Origin of the sequence: Pseudoalteromonas luteoviolacea S2607, assembly GCF_001625575.1 — a bacterium.
GTDB classification, from domain to species: Bacteria; Pseudomonadota; Gammaproteobacteria; order Enterobacterales; family Alteromonadaceae; genus Pseudoalteromonas; species Pseudoalteromonas luteoviolacea_E.
The window spans coordinates 82,839-100,389 of record NZ_AUXV01000007.1 but is presented as its reverse complement, the minus strand read 5'-3'; the positions used below and the strand labels follow the sequence as shown (position 1 = coordinate 100,389).

Genomic DNA, 17,551 nt, shown 5'->3' with positions numbered 1-17,551 from the left:
TTGTAAACTTAAAAGACCTACTGTTAGAGATAACGCCATGAAACTACATGATGATTTGCATAACTACTATGAGAAAGTTATGCTCGAAAAAATTGTAGAGCGAAAGTTACATGAAATGTACGACGAAAATGTTATGGCTGATTTTTGCTGTACAGTCCTAAATCAACTTCCAGCTCGATATATTCGCTATGATGTGGATATGGAATTTTATTTACCGCAATCCGAACGCCAGCAAATGGAAGAACGCGTCGATGTCGCCATTGAGGTTGCCATTAAGCAAGTAGCCAAAAAGAAACAGTTTAGTAATGAATAAAAAGACTTCCCCTCTAGATGATGCACCGCAACATGTTAAGCTCGCGGTAGACTTGATTATGTTGCTTGAACAAAATGAAGTTGTCCCTGAAGATGTATTAAAAGCACTGGAAATCGTCAAACAAGACTTTTCAAACAAAATTCAATTAGAGCAAAAAACTTAAATTTAACATTTACAATACAAATATGTCATAGTATTTCTCTATCGTGCATTTTTTCCGTGTTTTTACAATGAGCAGCAATGCAATACTCATTGTGAAAGCATCTCTGAAATGTGTATACCTTTATGACAATAAGGATAATTATGAGAAATACAAAGGCACTTCTGTGCCTAGCTTTGCCCCTTACTTTATTAAGTACATCAGCAACCGCGAACAATTTTGCAGCACTGGATGAAGCGCTTCCGCCAAGTTATGTGATAAACGGCACAGAGCCGGTCTTTGATTTTGATACCGATGGCTGTTTACCGAGTGCAGGTATAAGTCGCACAGGCCTTCAAAACTCAGGCCTTAAAACCTCTGGCTCATTGGGCGGTAGTTGCCGTGACAATCAATTTTTAAACACGTCAAATACGGTCCATCGCTACGCGTGTAAAAATGTAGAAACAGGCTTGTACTGTGGGCACTTTTACGCCATGTATTTCAAAAAAGACCAAGTTTTCCCATATTTTGGCGGAGGCCATAGGCACGACTGGGAATACGCGGCAGTGTGGACAAAAGATGGAATTGTGACACATGGTAGTTACAGCGCACACGGTGATCTTTATACCAAACCAGCCAGTGAGCTGCCTTTTGAGAATGGCCACCTAAAAATTGTCTACCACAAAGATGGCATACTCACTCATGCTTTTAGGTTTGCCAAGTCTAATGAAGTCGCTGAAAACAGCTATAACCGCTTTGTCACACCAAACATTATTAGTTGGTACACAATGCAAGGGGATGGAGTAAGTAATCAAACGCTTAGAGCTAAGCTCAATCAATATGATTATGGCTCAGCGACATTGCCAGTCAAAGATAGCCGCTTTTTACACAACCTAAACAGGTTTAAGCCAACTAACTTTCCGACCTTCTCTAACGCTGACGTAATCGCTGCACAATAAGCTTAGGAAGGGTCTCATTGAGACCCTTCCTAGTGATCATGCGCTATGCAGTATATATTGACCGTCAATCAAAAGCTTATACTGAGCAAAAAATCGACTATCAGACTCTGATTCTTCAGGACAAACAAAGTAAGCAACGTCATTGCGAACTGGCTGCGATTCAATATGCTGGCCGTCTTCCCAATACAAAACGGCATGCTTCACCAGCTCTTCAAGGTACGTATGATCCCATTGATAATGCACAAAGCCGTGATGATCAGATAAGTAGGGGGAATAATCCTGCTCACAAGACACGCTCGCTACACCATTTTTGTGATCCGCAAATGCCTTTGCATCTCGTTCTGCAGTTTGGGGATTGACAAAATATGCAACATCTCGGCGTGGCGGCAGCGCCTGAGGCAAACCAAATTTATCTCTTATTGCCGAGCACTCAACTACAATCCAAGATACAAAATGGGCACCTATTTGATGATCCCATTTTAAGGCGACAAACATTTCGATACTCCTTTCTATTAAACTTCAAATTTCAGGTGCTATGTCGTTTGTCCATAAACAAGCTCATCCATAACGTATTACCTCAATAGCACGTATGTAATGAAACGAATTATTCATAGTTTCAGGATGATATTTCCATTTTTCTGCTCGGATTTTAATCCAGCAAATAGACCATATACAGTTAAACTTTAAGAGATCCTAGCATTTTTAACCTATATCAAGTACGCGTCAATTTAATGTCCGATTGATGTCAGCAATATGAATTTATTTATCATCCAGCTAAAACTCTAGGCTGACGAATTAGTGACCATTTTGGTCAACGCATCGTCCAATATTAATTTTCTAATATGGATACAGGGTTAGAAAAGGCTAAAACCTCTCTATTTTGCGATTAATTTTTCGCCGGCAAATGATACGGTAATATTTCAAAATCTGCAAAATCGTTACAAGTTATTACGGAGGTGCAAATGAACTTAGAAAAGTGTTCATTTATCGCGATTTTGAGTTATCTGTTCATTTTTGGTGCTAGCAGTTTTTCACCTAATCGTTAAACTGCAACTAGTACTGTTAAACTTGGAAGTTGTCATGAATTTAACGCGCAGTTCACTAAAAAACCCAGCCAGTGTTATTGTCCTACTGGTACTGGTTATGGTGTTTGGATTAATCAGTATTTTTAAACTCCCGATACAACTCACACCCGATATAGAACAACCACAAATCACTATTTTTTCAGGTTGGAGACAAGCTGCACCTGAAGAAGTTGAGTCTGTTATCCTTGAGCCCCTTGAGAATGCCGTTAAAAACACCCCTGGCGCACTCCAAGTTGACACCACGATTAATCGCGGTAATGGATTTATTACACTGACTTTTGCCATTGGTACAGATATGCAGCAAGCCATGCTGGATGTATTGACTAATCTTAATCAAGCTCCTCCCCTACCTTTAGATGCTATCGATCCCGTGGTATCCGCTGGCGGAAACTTTGGTGGTTCGGCAGGTCAAGCAGCGACGCTGCTGGTCTTGCCGCTTGATGCTGGCGATGACGGTCTCAGTTTTGATATGGCCCAATACCAAAAACATATTGAAGAAATTGTCGAACCTCGCTTGGCGCAAATTCCTGGTATTTCGCGTGTCGATCTTGCCAGTGAACGCTCAAGAGAACTGCGTATCACGTTCGATCCACACAAAGCAGCAGCATTGGGGATCAGCCTCAACCAGATCCGTCGCACCTTACAAGCCTCTCGGGACACCTCTGCAGGGCTTGCAAATGTTGGTCGTCGGCAATATACGGTCCGCTTTACTGGCCAGTACGACCTGCAAGACATGCTTCAAATGCGCATTGGCTACTCAAATGAACGACCGATTTACTTGGGTGATATCGCTACTGTTGAGGAAACATTTAGTGATCGGCTTGCAATGAGTGGCCGCAATGGACAGCCAGCATACTACATTCGTGTCGCAAGAATTAACGACGCAAACACTGTGGCACTGCTAGATAATATTAATATTGCTATCAAAGAGCTAAATGCAGGGCCGCTTAAAGAGGCTGGACTGTCTATCGAGCTGAGCTTTGACGCGTCGGTGCATATCAGAAATGCACTACTATTAGTAAAGAGTAACCTAGGTTTAGGGGTGTTGTTGTCTTGTATCATCCTCTGGTTGTTTTTTAGGGGCCTCAAAACCACGCTGGTTATTGCCGCCACGATTCCGGTCTCATTAATGGTAGCCTTCTTAGCACTGAATATTTTTGACCGCAGTATCAATGTGATTTCCTTAGCTGGCCTTGCTTTTGCCGTCGGCTTAGTGCTCGACGCCGCTATCATTGTACAAGAAAATATTGCGCGGCTTAAAACCGAGGGAATGGATAATGCAAAAGCGGCCCTAAAAGGGGCAGCACAAGTTGCTGGTGCCCTCTTCGCTTCAACAGCGACCAGCGTTGCTATATTCTTGCCCATCATGTTTATGGCGGGTATTGAGGGTCAGCTGTTTTCAGACTTAGCCTTAACCTTGTCTATTGCCGTCATCGCATCCTTGGTCAGTGCACTTACCATCATTCCAATTGCAAATCGCTACTTGCCTGATAGTAAAGCCAAGCAAGACCCATATAAGCAATACTGGCACAAGCTCACGGGCATGGTCATGACATTGACTAACACACGGACAAAGCAAATCTCTTGGATCGCTGGGCTTATTGGCGGCTCTTTGTTCATTACCGTAACTATGCTGCCCAAAACAGACTTTATGCCACAAGCCCCTACCGATGGCTTCTTTTTCTCACTCGTTACGCCGCCTGGCGCAAATATTACCTATATGGAAGAAGAGCTACTCAAACGCGTTAAGGCACGTCTAATGCCCTACTACAATGGTGAAAAACAGCCTGGCATCAAAAGTTTTAACCAGTTTGTATTTGGTTCTAATGCTGGCGGCTTCATCTATTCAGCCGATCCACAAAGAGTGGAAGAGCTGATGAAAGTGACAAGAGAAGAGATACTCGTAGATTTGCCAGATACCCAGGTATTTTTATTCCGAGGTTCCATGATCCAAGTGTCCAACGGCGGCGATGGTCGCAATATTAATATCGATTTAACTGGCCCTAACATGGACGACTTAATTGTTGGTGCCCAAACAGCACTGGCGGCTGTCAAAGACGCGATGCCAGAAGCGACAGCTCAGCCACAGCCGAGACTGGATATGGCCGAGCCAGAACTCAGGCTCCACCCAAATGATCGTCGTATTACTCAGGCAGGCCTCACCCGACAGGATGTCTCACAAGCAATGCAAGCATTTACTGGCGGCCTGTTTATCAATGAATATTTTAACGGCAACGATCGCATGAATGTGATATTGCGTGCTACATCATGGGACTCGCCAGAAGAGTTAAAGGCGCTTCCTATTGTTACTCCTGATTCGGGTGTTCAAACGGTTGGTGAGCTTGCGCGAGTTGAGCGTACAGTTGGGCCAAGCCAATTACGCCGTGTCAATGGACGCCGCACCGTAAGTGTGGTTGTTACTCCACCAGCAAATATGACTTTGGAGCAAGCTCAACAAATTTTAGTTTCTCAGGTGCTACCTAAAGTAAAAGAAACACTGCCTAGCAATGCTGGTGTCATTTTGGCCGGAAATGCGCAAAAGCTTGATTCTGCGATTCAAGAAATGGCGCTTAACTTTGTATTGGCATTGTTCATTTTATTCCTCCTAATGAGTGCCTTGTTTAAATCGGCCAAAGATAGCTTATTAGTACTGATGGTTATGCCTATGGCCGCAGCAGGTGGTGTTATTGCACTGTATATACTGAACTTATTTACTTTCCAGTCTTTAGACTTACTGACCATGATTGGTTTTATCATTCTGTTGGGGTTAGTTGTCAATAATGCCATCTTACTTGTTGATCAAACTCGAGTAGCCGAAGCCAATGGCTTGGCAAGGCAAGAGGCGGTGCGCCAAGCAGTGCTAATGCGTGCAAGACCTGTCTATCTCAGTACGTTAACGAGCTTGTTTGGTATGTTGCCTTTAACTCTAGTACCGGGAGTGGGATCTGAAATTTATCGAGGTTTGGCGACAGTCATCGTCGGAGGCATGGCTATCAGCGCGCTATTTACGCTTATTCTGATGCCAAGCCTGTTGCAATTAGGCAAAGCTAAAAGCCCCAATTCAAATAAGCAATCTGACCCACAACCTAAGCTTAATTTAGTGTCGAATCAATAAGGAAGTCCCAATGCATCATTCATTTTTTACCAGTAAACTTTTTTCTTTCGCATTGGCATGTAGCACGGCAATGTTTAGCATTAGCGGCCACGCTGCGCTCCCCGTCACGGTGGAACCGGTCACTCAAGCCCCTTTGACCAGTTCATTGGCAGTCAATGGCACGCTCTTTGGCAAACAAGATGTAATTCTCACTGCTGGTATCTCTGGCCGAGTCTTATATGTTGCCGAGCCCGGGCAACGTGTCAATAAAGGCGATGTCTTAGTTAGAATGGACACTTTACCTTTGGAGCTAGACAAAGCACGCCAAAAAGAAATTCTTAACCGTGCGCAAGTAAACTTGAAGTTTCACAAACAAGAGTTACACCGATTAAAACGATTAGCTAAATCGAATAGTGCCGCCGCAACTCAAGTAGACAGTGTGCAAAACCAACACGATCTCGCGCTTTCAGATATTGAGCTAGCAAAAATTGAGTTGAAAGTGATTGCTGATCAGTTGAACCGAGCCACGATTCGTGCACCATTTTCAGGTATTGTTAGTAAACGCCATAAGCGCGCAGGCCGAGAGGTCAGCCGGGCGGATGAGTTATTAAACTTAGTGGATATCGACAATTTAGAAGCTCGTTTGTATGTGCCGGTCAAATACTTACATTATTTGCAGCAAGGGATATCACTCCCTATTCAAAGTGGTAATTTAGACATGCCATTAACAGCACAAGCCACCGTTACCTCCGTGATCCCTGCAACCGACCCTCGCTCTCAAACAGTAGAAGTGCGTGCTGAATTGGGCAAATATAATCCACGCACTTTCGCGGTTGGCCAACTCGTGGACGTCACTGTTCCATTGCAATCACAACAAGCCCAAATGCTGATAAATAGAGATGCCTTGATCATCCGAAAACAAGGCGTACACGTTGTTAAAGTGGGTCCGGACAATAAAGTGACGCAAGTGCCAGTCGAGGTGGGTAAAGGCGAAGGCAGTCTAGTTGCCATCACACCAACTGAAGCAAATGTCCTAAAAGTAGGAGACAGAGTTGCCGTACGCGGGGCAGAGAGGCTCACCGATGGCCAGGAAGTCGATGTACAACCTCTAAATTAATCTACCAAATTACTAGCCCAATGAGCCTGCTTATGGAAGAGTAACGGCTCATTTTTTATTTAAGTATGTATATCATACGTTTAATTTTTTTTAATACTGCAGATTATCTCATTTAAGCAAGTTTAATTAGCTAACTTCTCTGCTCTTGTTCAAGCTAACCACACGGCTAGCCATACGGTAATACACAGGAGTAAACACCCATGCTAATCAACAAACTACTAATAAAAACCCAACTTGGACTCATGACCGCAGGCATGATTGGTTTTTGTGCAACGGCCCCTTTTGCCAACGCAAAATCTCAAGCAGTGATGTTTGACGATTTTAGTTATCGACAATTTTCAGATGCACAGCAAAACGGCTGGCAATTTCGTTATGAAACAGGTCACCCAGGCATTAAAAATGCCACTTGGTGGAAAGAAGGGATCAGCTTTCACCCAGACCCCATGGACAATAGCAATACGGTTATGCGTATTACCGCAAAAACTGATGGTACTGCTGAAAACACTCGACATACGCAAATATGTCACAAACGAAAGTATCGTGAAGGGACTTATGCAGCGAGGGTTTACTTTAATGATGCACCGCAATATGGCCCAGACGGCGATGCGGTTATTCAAACTTTTTATGCCATCAGCCCTTTGCAAGCACCGATGGATAAAAACTACAGTGAAATGGACTTTGAATATTTACCAAATGGCGGTTGGGGGACTGAACGATTGGCTTTATTTGCCACATCTTGGGAGACCTTTCAATTGACGCCTTGGACTAAGGTCAATGCCTATGACTATCATATTGAATCATTACAAGGCTGGAATACGTTGGTACTCCAAGTCGCCAACAGTACGCTAAAATACTACATAAATGGCCGACTCTTTGCTACGCACGGCGCGGATGTATACCCAGAAGTACCGATGTCAATCAACTTCAATCAATGGTTCGACCCAAACAAACTCGTGCAATCGAATCTAATGCGTCAATATCACCATGACGTTGACTGGGTATACTTTATCAAAGACGAGGTGATATCACCGCGCGACGTGACCTTATCAGTCGAACAGCTTCGTAAAAGTAACGTTGCACAAAAAGATACAGTGCCTGACTGGCAACCCAAACAAAAGGATTATTGTAGCCTTTAGTTTACTGTGTGAATTGGCACTTGCGCGAACCATGCCTCAACTCTGGCTATAAGCAACGGACTGTCAGCTCGGTATGCGACCTCAAGTGCTTGTTGTGCATGCTCCAAGGCCAGAGTTTGTTCATTCAAATCCCTGTACATATCGGCCTGTGCTAACAACACCCAGATCTGATTTGGGTGTGCCTTGCTGTCATCTGCTATTTGCTTTGCCTGTGCAAAGTATCGTTTAGCCTCTTCCAGTTCCTCTTGCGCAATCGCAATGCGGGCCAGTTCTATTAGCGCTGCGGTTTGCCCATAGCGACCATGAAAGCTCTGGTGGTACTCTAGCGCAGCAAGTAGCAATCTCGTTGCCTCACTGTAGTGACCTTGCAGACGTTTAATTTTTCCGAGCTCTTCATAGGAATAAGCAATAAACAGCTTATCTTGACTGGACTGCGCTAAGTTTTTTGCACGAGAAATATACTGTTCAGCCTTATCTAACTCTCGTTGTCTATCACTGTCTTGAGGCCAATTAATTAACAAGTACCCTATCATTAGGTTCGCACGTAAGTGCTCTTTTTGACTTAAGGAGGTATCAGCAATTTTAAGGCTACCACGAAGTATGCTCAGTGCTTGTTCTAACTCATAAATATTCGCAAGGCTACCAGCTAAGTAACGCCTCGCCGTAAGCATATCTGGCTGCTCGATCAGTGCACTACGAAATAAATTAATCGCAGCATCATAGTCTCTTTGAAGGTAGGCGTTCACCCCTTTTGCAAATGCCTGGTTGCTAAATGCGCTGTGATAATACTCCGTTGACGGCTGCACAGCCTGACCAAACTTATGCGTCAATATGCCAATCAATTCATCAAAAGCGTTGTCCACACTTGAGGCCAAAACAACGCCTTGTTGGGGGCCAAATTGCGAATGTAGAGTATAGTGAAGCTGTAAATCTTGTGGGTAGCCCGTCAAACGAGTTTGTACGATTAACTGTGCTCCTAATCTTTGTTGCAATTGAAAGAAATAGTGTGGCCCAAAAGCGGCGTTGCTATTACTGCCCTTGTTGGCCCGCTCTACAGCCAGCAGCACGTCATCGACGTCGCTGACCTTTAATTCACTTTGCTGACGTAGTGAGCGAGATAGCTGGTCCATCCCTTTTATCGGCACCCAGTCATGTATTTCATCTGGCATTGCATTTTCCACGGGTAAAAATGCCACCTTAGGGAGTAGTTGTGCTGAAGTGCTGTTAATTACTCCAAGATACACGCCACAAATCACGATTAAACACAGCACAGTGCCAACTATGAGTTGATTAGTTTTGCGTGCAACCCAGAGTCTCGAAGAAGTATCTTTGACTTCTATAGTGGCTACCCAACGATAACCTAACTTAGGGAAAGTTTTTATGGTACCCGCCCCCAATAAATCACGCACTTCTTTGATTGATTGCACTAACACTTGTTCTTGTACAACCAAATCACCCCAGACACTATCTAATAACTCTTGTTTCGTGACGACCCTATCGCGGTTATGCACCAACATCTCCATAACTTGGAGCGTTTTGGCTCTGATGTCATAAGATTGATCTGATTGAGCATCCAGCGAATATACCTTACCTTGCGTAAGATCAACCTCCTTATTTTCAAGTCTGAAGCGCATCGATTAACACCTTAATGATTGGCAAAATGCTGTCAATATCAATTATAACCACATGTTTTAAATATAGTTTGCCCTAACTCAAAGACACTCTCAAGCAACGACTGTGGTTCTTTACAATATTACTCACTACAAATTGTCCACCATTGCAGAAATTGTGATTTCTCAACATTATGACGCGAATAAATTAACCTGTGTGCTACATTTATTGAGATGTTTACTGGCGTTACATTTGCTTTAACCAAGCGCGCCAGAAACACCATGATAATTTTCAACAAATACTGCAGATTTAATCATCTGCTTTGCAGCACAGTCGCAGTAGTAGTTTTATAGGAGTAGTCGTCTGTCAAAGTAGACTTAACCATCAAGGCTAAGGAAAAACGATGACACATTACGCATTTGGAAAAGAAATAACGGATAAGTCGCTTCCCTCTCAAGTTAAGGTAGCCATTGTCGGCGCCGGTATGTCAGGTTTATACAGCGCTTGGAGACTCCAACAAGAAGCAAATTGTCAGGATCTTGCCATTTTTGAGCGTTCAGATAGAACGGGAGGGCGTTTAGATTCAGACCTCATCGAATTTAAAAACCTGCGCTCAGAACAGCCCAAAACTATCACGGTTAAAGAAGAGCAAGGTGGCATGCGCTTTTTGTTTGATGGTATGGATGATTTAATGGCGCTGTTTTTAAAGCTAAACTTGCAAGATGACATCGTGCCATTTCCCATGAATAGTGGCGGCAATAACCGTTTATTTTTCAGAGGTGAGAGCTTTAGCGTCGAGGATGCCCAGCAAGATGATTATGCTATATGGTCCCACTTATACAACTTAGATCAGTCAGAGCAAGGTGTTAACCCCAAAGATATCGTCAATGTCGTCTTCAATCGTATTTTAGAAGCTAACCCCCAATTTCAACAAAGACCAAAAGTCCGAGGCCCTCAATTTTGGCAAGACTTTAGGCTTGAGTGTCAATGGAAAGGGCAAGGGCTCAATGAATGGACGCTTTGGGATTTATACACCGACATGGGCTACTCTCAAGAATGCATAAACATGCTGTATCGAGTTTTGGGATTTAATGGGACATTCTTGTCGCAAATGAATGCTGGTGTAGCCTATCAGTTATTGGAAGATTTTCCAGCAGGCGTCAAATTCAAAACATTTAAAGATGGCTTTAGTACACTTCCCAATAAATTGGTTGAAGAAGTTGGCACAAATAATATCCACTTACAAACAGCCATTGAGGAAATCGATTTTTCCGAAGAGTCTGGGCTATATGAACTGCGATATGCTCACACTGATGCACATGGTAAAGTGCACAAAGGGCTAGTTAAAGCAGAAAAAGTCATCTTAGGCCTGCCTAGACTTGCATTAGAAAAGCTATTTGTGCGTTCTGATGTGATTAATCGCTTAGAACAAGACCGCTCAGAGCTGCTGTGGAATACACTACAATCTGCCAGTAACCAACCGCTGCTAAAAATCAACCTCTACTATGACTCTGCTTGGTGGGGTCGCGGCACTACCGGTCGACCAGCGGTTGAGTTCGGCCCAAACTTCGCTGATCTCCCCACAGGTTCTGTCTATCCGTTTTATGCTGTAAATGAAGAATTGGCAGCTGCACTTATGTATCAAGAGCGCACCACTCATCCATCGAGTGCAGTGGAAGAAAAACTCGAGCGCATAGGCAATGACAAATACGAACGCCCGGCAGCATTGACCATTTACTGTGACTATCTCAACATCAATTTCTGGAGCAATTTACAAAACATTGGTGAAACCTACCACAATCCAAAACAAGACCATTACGTAGAGAGTGTCCCCAATGACATTTACCCAGCCTCTACCGCCGTTGTTGAACAAGCCACTCGGTTCTTCAAAGACATCTTCAACACTCACTATGTACCAGAACCAATTTTAACCAGTGCGAGAATTTGGGAAGGAAGCGTCAAATTAAATATCCCAGCGAGTCGTCAATTTGGATACGGAGTACATCAATGGGCTGTTGGTGCCAACGATAAAGAAGTCATGGCTACCCTAGCTGAGCCATTGCCAAACCTATTTACCTGTGGTGAAGCATTTTCTGACTATCAAGGCTGGGTTGAAGGCGCATTGCGCTCTGCTGACCTAGCGCTTGAAAAAGGCTTTGGCTTAAAACCTCTTAGCCAAGTGTATTTTGAGACTACTAACATTTCATCTTCCGACGCTATCAAGGCTGTTTACGAAGAGAATTCAAGCAAGCTGATCAATCAATATATCGAGACTAATTTTGCAGCCAGTGCCGCGCCTATTGAAAAAGCGGACGATAGCGCAAGCGTCATTGGCGTCAATCTAAGTTACTTTGATGTGAAGTAATCATACATTGCCATCCATAGCAGCGATTAAGCACTCTTAATCGCTGCGCCTGATGAATTCATTGAGATTTATTATGACTACGAGTTTTAAAGAATATACCGTTGCGGATTACTTCAAAGATCGACTAGAGGAAATTGGAGTCGACCATATGTTTGGCGTAGCCGGCAATTACACTGCGGGGCTATTAGACACCATTTTAGCTGATAGCCAGTCTCCTATTTCCATCAAAGGTAACGCCAATGAAATATGTGCAGGCTTTGCAGCTGACGCTTACGCGAGACTAAAAGGCCCTACTGCGCTTTACGTTACCTACAGTGTTGGGGCATTTAGCTTGCTCAATACCATAGCTGGCTCCTACGTTGAGCAAGTACCTGTGATTCTGATAAACGGTGCGCCCACCAATAAAGAAGATCAAATTTCTAAGTGTGCAGGGCTGCTGTATTCACACACAACAGGCTACGAGTTTGTCGACATTCATATGTTCAGGCCCATTACCGTCGCCGCCGAGCGTGTAACTAATGCATTACAAGCGCCATTTCAAATAGACTCTGCGCTCACGGCACTTTTAAGTGAGCAGCGCCCTATTTATTTTGAAGTCACCGAAGACATTTGGCGCAGCCCCTGCCAAAGACCACAAGGTCGTATTAGAGAACGCCAGAACGACACGCTTACGGTTAGTTGCGCACAAGAGGCTGCGCAAGCAACCTTAGAATTAATGCTTTCAAAACCTAAAAGTATTTTTTGGGCTGGTATTGAATTACAGCGTTTAGGTTTGCAGGATGAGTTTCTCAATTTACTTGAAGTGATAAACCGTGAACACAGTATGCCTGATGGCCATATTCATTTTGTCACCTCCGCACTCAGCAAATCTGTCATCGCTGAAACTCACCCGTGGTTTGAAGGATGCGTAACCATGTCGCCAAGCGAAGTGGAGCAACTTGTCGGCGAAGATGGTGTATTGGTCGGTATTGGTGCTTGGACAACAGGTAAAGATACAGGTAATCAAGATATCCGTTCTGGCAATACCATTTTGGCGGCGCATCAAGGGGTATATGTGGGTGCTAATTTCTACCCTTCTGTGATGTTAAAAGATTACTTGAACTATCTTACCGAGGCATTCATCCAACTCGCCAAACAAAGCCCAGCAAATCTGACAGGGATCAGAAAAGCGCAATCTCTTGCGCCATCACAAAATGCTAAAGACTACTTGGGATACGACAGTTTTTTCTCGGCAATGAGTAGCTGGATAACAGAAGATGATGTCTTGATTGTTGATGCAGGCTTCCCACTAATTGGCGCTCAAGGTGTCAAAGTGCCTGCCCGCAATGGCTTTGTTGCGCAAGCTGCTTGGTTATCTATCGGCTATTCAGTTCCGGCTGGCACGGGTATCAAATGCGCTTACCCAGATAAGCGCGCGGTCGTTGTTGTCGGTGATGGAGCCTTCCATGAAACATGTCAAGCCGTCGCTGATCAACATGCTTATGGACAAAATACGGTTGTTTTCGTTTTGGCAAATGGCATTTATGGCATTGAACAATATCTGGTAAACCCAAATCCGTTTAGACAACCGCCTGTCGAATACCAAGATAAGCTACTCAATAACGTGTATAGCTACAATGACCTACCAAACTGGCAAATCTCAAAGCTGCCCGATGCATTTGGTGGCAAGGGGGTTAAAGTCACTACCATTGAGCAGCTGCTGGGGGTTATGGAAGAAATACGCACACAGGACAACATCAATTATGTCGTAGAGGTGTGTATTCCCAAAGAAGATACTCCACTGACCATTAGCAAAGAAGCTGACAGCGCGGTTGGGGAGGATGAAATTAGTAACCCGAATTGGCCACCCGCGGGCAAGTTTTAAACCGTAACCAGCCTCTAAGGCTGGTTTTTCTGTGCCGCAATTAAAAAATGATACATTCGTGATACTTTTGTGATAATTGAGCGAGTGTTTCTCAATAATTGCGTTGCATGCTTACTTACGTCAAATCCAAACAATAAGAGCAGATTATGAAAACACGCATACTATCACTCATCGCAGGATCACTTTTGGCTTCAGGTGCAGCAAGCGCCGCATCGTTGGAAGTCAAAGTTACCAACCTTACACAAGGCATTTACTTTACCCCAATACTAGTCTCAGCACACACCAGCGATGCGATGCTGTTCAATGCTGGCGAAAAAGCCTCAGAAGCTTTGCAAGCCATGGCTGAAGGCGGCAGCTTGGACGGCTTAAACGAAATTTTAACAGGGATCAGCGCCAACACAGTAAGTAACCCAGCTGGCGGTTTATTAGCCCCTGTGGCGAGTACTATGGCAAGTTTAGAGACTAGCGATGGTAATGACAGGTTGTCTATTGTTGCAATGATGCTTCCGACCAATGACGGCTTCATTGGTTTAAACAGTTGGAAAATTCCATCAGAAGCTGGAACCTACCACGTTTACCTTAACGCATACGACGCAGGTACCGAAGCCAATAATGAACTTGTAGTTGATGGCTCTGGCGCACCTGGCACATTAGGTATCCCAGCGTCACCAGGCGTAGATCCAGGTACTCAAGGCAGTGGTGTAACCAGTACAGAAAGCAATGAAATGATACATATCCACCGCGGTAACCTTGGCGATGACGAAGCGACGGGTGGAAAAAGTGACTTACACAACACAGTACACCGTTGGCTCAACCCTGTAGCAAAAGTTACCGTTACGGTTAAATAAGGGGGCACCATGAAACTGTCTAAATTAATTATTCCACTAGCCTGTTTAACCTTAGTTGCATGCAGTGATGACGATGATCCTCCAATGACCGTAGACCCAACGCCAACACCGACAGAAGCGATGATTAAAATCACTGCGACTAATTTAACTTATGCACAACCCCTTTCACCGATTGGCGTTGCGCTGCACAAAGAAGGTCAATTTTGGCAACTGGGCGAGCCGGCCAGTGAAGCACTTGAGGTGTTAGCTGAAGGTGGTGACAACAGCGGGCTGCTGGGATTAGACGTGGTTCAGGCAAAAGCAAGCACTGACGCCCCATTAGCACCTGGCGCAAAAGCTGAGCTAATGTTAAGCCAAGAAACCCTCGCTGACCAAAAATTATCAGTAATTACCATGATGGTGAATACAAATGACGGTTTTACCGGTCTTAATGCTCTAGATGTCTCTTCAATGGCTGTAGGCGAAGAAATGCGCTTTGTAACCTATGCTTATGACGCAGGTACAGAAGCGAATACAGAAGCCAGTGGCACGATCCCAGGACCAGCTGATGGTGGAGAAGGGTTCAACGCACAGCGAGAGACATTAAATAAGGTCGCAATGCACCCGGGTGTTGTAGGTCAAGATGATGGTTTGTCTAGCTCAGTATTATCGAGCGACCATAAGTTTGATAACCCATTGATGGCGATCACTATCACAAGAATGAAATAGCCTCCTACTCGCTCCAGCTCTCATTGCGAGTGGCTGGGGCGAGTACATGTCAACCACATCTGTGGTTTGGCTGGAGGTTAGTATATGCATCAAAAGGTTCTCATTGTCGAAGACGACTTAGATATTGCACACCTATTGCGTGTTCACGTCAGTGAGCTTGATCTAGAAGTAGATCACCTTGCAAGTGGAGAGGGCGTTATGTCCCAGCTTACCAACCAAAATTACGCCATTGTATTGCTTGATATCATGCTGCCTAGCGTAGATGGCTTGACGTTGTGCCGGGAGATTAAAACCCTACATCCAAAAATCAGTGTTGTGATGCTGACATCAAAAAGCAGTGAAATGGATCGTATCATTGGCCTTGAAATGGGTGCTGATGACTATATTTGTAAACCTTTCAGTTACAGAGAGTTTCAAGCGCGCATCAAAGCACAATTGAGGCATGTAAAGCTATTACAAGCTGAGCAATCTAGTCAAATCGCTCAAGACTCACCAGCGCCGATCACCGTTGGTAACTTGCAAGTAGACCCACACTGCCATGAAGTATCGCTACACGAACAACCACTGGATTTAACCGCCACCGAATTTGACCTGTTAATGTTTTTTGCCAAACACCCAAATCAAGTTTTTTCACGCTCTCAACTCTTAGAGTCTGTTTGGGGTTATGACCATTTAGGTTATGAGCATACGGTAAACTCTCACATTAATCGCATCCGAACTAAATTAGAAAAGTTAACAGACAAACCCATCATCGAAACAGTGTGGGGCGTTGGCTATAAGTTAAATTCAAAGCCACTACATCAGGAAATGATATGACACTTTCTCTTTATCATCGCCTTGCACTTGTCATCACCAGTGTCTTTATGATCACTGTTTCGGCTTTTGTTTTTTGGTCTCAAAACTTATCAGCTGTTTCCCGGGCACAAGCTGAGCAGCAATTACACCTTGGTCTTGCTGAACACTTAGCACAGGATAACCCACTTTTAAAACAAGGCGTATATGACTACAAAGCCCTAGAAAACCTGTTTCATATGCTCATGGTTCTTGGTCCATCCTTTGAATTCTATTTTGTTGACCCGAGTGGAAAACTTCTAACTTACTCGGCCAAACCCGGCGAAGTCAAACGCCAAGCAGTCGACCTTAGGCCACTGATTCAACTGATCAATGAGCCGAGTAAACTGCCTGTTTACGGTGACGACCCTCGCTCTACAGAGCTCAGCAAAATCTTTTCAGTTTCACCTGTTTATAATGGCGAAACACTACAAGGTTATCTATACGTTATTATTGGCTCTTCTATCTCTGATTCCATTACAGCCCAAATCAAAAGCTCTGAGCAACTAGTCAAAAACACCACTGGGCTAATTGTGATGGTGGCACTGCTGTTTATCACGTTGCTACTGCTTTTTCGTACCATGACACAGCCGCTACAAAAACTGGGCAAGTACATTCGTAAGGTTGAACAAAATAATTTTGATATTAAAGCAGTGCCAACCCTGGAGTGGCCCTCCAAAAGCAACGAAATTCACTTAGTTGGACAAAGTGTGAATGGCATGCTCGAAACCATCAATCAACAAATGACCCAGCTCACAACACTGGATGAACAGCGCCGTAAATTACTCGCACATTTGTCTCATGATTTACGCACCCCCTTAGCATCATTACAAGGGTATCTAGAATTGATAGAAAGACGTCCACCAGCAGGAATTCAAGAACAGGAATACCTCGCAATTTCCTTAAAAAATTGTAACCAGTTGAAAGGCTTGATTGACCAAATATTTGAGCTGGCACACCTTGAGTCCGGACAATCCAATGTACATTTTGAAGTGTTCAACTTGGGTGAGCTAATCTATGACATCATGGCTAAGTTTGCGCTCAAGGCACAGCAGGCCGATGTTTCTTTGAGTGTCTTTCCTGTTGAGTGTGATTTTACCGTTTACTCGGACATTGCCAAGTTAGAACGTATCTTAAGTAATCTAATTGAGAACGCGCTGCGTCATACACCCGCAAAAGGCAACATATGCATTTCCATCTGTGCCATTGATAACGCTTACAATATTGCAGTGCAAGATACGGGTGTAGGAATTAGCCCTAAAGAGCTCCCCTATATTTTTGAGGCAAGATATCAAGCAAGTAATAGTAAGGGGTGTAAAAAATCTCACGCAGGGCTTGGTTTAGCCATTACAGCTCGGCTGATAGGTTTAATTAAGTCAGAAATCAAAGTCAATAGTCGCTTAGGCCAAGGCAGTGAATTCATTTTTCAAGTAAGAGGCGCCCGCGCCTCTTCAAACTAAACACAGTCATCCTAATAGCGT

Annotated in this window: 14 protein-coding genes; 12 read left to right on the top strand and 2 right to left on the bottom strand. The window is 44.0% G+C overall.

Going from position 1 to position 17,551, the window contains the following annotated elements; translation table 11 throughout:
- Nucleotides 1–37: 37 nt before the first annotated feature.
- The 3 genes from N480_RS05965 to N480_RS05960 all read left to right on the top strand — a co-directional run bounded on the left by N480_RS05965 (nucleotide 38) and on the right by N480_RS05960 (nucleotide 1,411).
- A complete protein-coding gene (locus N480_RS05965) occupies nucleotides 38–313 on the top strand; it encodes a late competence development ComFB family protein (RefSeq protein ID WP_063371613.1) in 276 nt (91 codons plus the stop codon).
- Nucleotides 306–476, top strand: coding sequence for a pleiotropic regulatory protein RsmS (rsmS, locus tag N480_RS24950; protein WP_081225474.1), 171 nt, complete (start codon nucleotides 306–308; stop codon nucleotides 474–476). Before N480_RS05965 ends, rsmS begins: the two co-directional genes overlap by 8 nt.
- A 140-nt stretch (nucleotides 477–616) precedes the next feature.
- Nucleotides 617–1,411 (top strand): NPP1 family protein, encoded by a 795-nt coding sequence (locus N480_RS05960; protein ID WP_063371612.1) that lies wholly within the window; start codon nucleotides 617–619, stop codon nucleotides 1,409–1,411.
- 36 nt (nucleotides 1,412–1,447) lie between these two features.
- Here the strand turns inward: N480_RS05960 and N480_RS05955 are convergent, their stop codons facing one another.
- Complete coding sequence (locus N480_RS05955; protein ID WP_063371611.1) at nucleotides 1,448–1,906, bottom strand: hypothetical protein; 459 nt, start codon at nucleotides 1,904–1,906, stop codon at nucleotides 1,448–1,450.
- Between the two features lie 585 nt (nucleotides 1,907–2,491).
- Here N480_RS05955 and N480_RS05950 point away from each other — a divergent pair.
- The 3 genes from N480_RS05950 (at nucleotide 2,492) to N480_RS05940 (ending at nucleotide 7,843) form a co-directional block, all read left to right on the top strand.
- On the top strand, nucleotides 2,492–5,611 hold the full coding sequence (locus tag N480_RS05950) for an efflux RND transporter permease subunit (protein WP_063371610.1): 3,120 nt from the start codon (nucleotides 2,492–2,494) through the stop codon (nucleotides 5,609–5,611).
- A 10-nt stretch (nucleotides 5,612–5,621) separates the two neighbouring features.
- On the top strand, nucleotides 5,622–6,707 hold the full coding sequence (locus N480_RS05945) for an efflux RND transporter periplasmic adaptor subunit (RefSeq protein ID WP_063371609.1): 1,086 nt from the start codon (nucleotides 5,622–5,624) through the stop codon (nucleotides 6,705–6,707).
- 200 nt (nucleotides 6,708–6,907) lie between these two features.
- Nucleotides 6,908–7,843, top strand: a complete 936-nt coding sequence (locus N480_RS05940) for a glycoside hydrolase family 16 protein (protein ID WP_196761457.1) — start codon at nucleotides 6,908–6,910, stop codon at nucleotides 7,841–7,843.
- Here N480_RS05940 and N480_RS05935 read toward each other — a convergent pair.
- The gene (locus N480_RS05935; protein WP_063371608.1) at nucleotides 7,840–9,477 is read right to left on the bottom strand and encodes a tetratricopeptide repeat protein; all 1,638 of its coding nucleotides are present in this window, start codon (nucleotides 9,475–9,477) and stop codon (nucleotides 7,840–7,842) included. The genes N480_RS05940 and N480_RS05935 overlap by 4 nt on opposite strands.
- Before the next feature lie 380 nt (nucleotides 9,478–9,857).
- Between N480_RS05935 and N480_RS05930 the strand changes: the two genes are divergently transcribed.
- The 6 genes from N480_RS05930 to N480_RS05905 all read left to right on the top strand — a co-directional run bounded on the left by N480_RS05930 (nucleotide 9,858) and on the right by N480_RS05905 (nucleotide 17,530).
- Nucleotides 9,858–11,819, top strand: coding sequence for an FAD-dependent L-amino acid oxidase (locus N480_RS05930; RefSeq protein WP_063371607.1), 1,962 nt, complete (start codon nucleotides 9,858–9,860; stop codon nucleotides 11,817–11,819).
- A 73-nt stretch (nucleotides 11,820–11,892) separates the two neighbouring features.
- Nucleotides 11,893–13,683: an alpha-keto acid decarboxylase family protein gene (locus N480_RS05925; protein WP_063371606.1), complete on the top strand. Its 1,791-nt coding sequence runs from the start codon at nucleotides 11,893–11,895 to the stop codon at nucleotides 13,681–13,683.
- 146 nt (nucleotides 13,684–13,829) lie between these two features.
- Nucleotides 13,830–14,531 (top strand): spondin domain-containing protein, encoded by a 702-nt coding sequence (locus N480_RS05920; protein WP_063371605.1) that lies wholly within the window; start codon nucleotides 13,830–13,832, stop codon nucleotides 14,529–14,531.
- Nucleotides 14,532–14,540: 9 nt separating this feature from the next.
- Nucleotides 14,541–15,239: a spondin domain-containing protein gene (locus tag N480_RS05915; protein ID WP_063371604.1), complete on the top strand. Its 699-nt coding sequence runs from the start codon at nucleotides 14,541–14,543 to the stop codon at nucleotides 15,237–15,239.
- Nucleotides 15,240–15,323: 84 nt separating this feature from the next.
- Nucleotides 15,324–16,055: a response regulator transcription factor gene (locus N480_RS05910; RefSeq protein WP_063371603.1), complete on the top strand. Its 732-nt coding sequence runs from the start codon at nucleotides 15,324–15,326 to the stop codon at nucleotides 16,053–16,055.
- Entirely contained in the window at nucleotides 16,052–17,530 is a 1,479-nt protein-coding gene (locus N480_RS05905; RefSeq protein WP_063371602.1) for a sensor histidine kinase, read from the top strand. The genes N480_RS05910 and N480_RS05905 overlap by 4 nt, the downstream gene beginning before the upstream one ends.
- Nucleotides 17,531–17,551 lie beyond the last annotated feature (21 nt).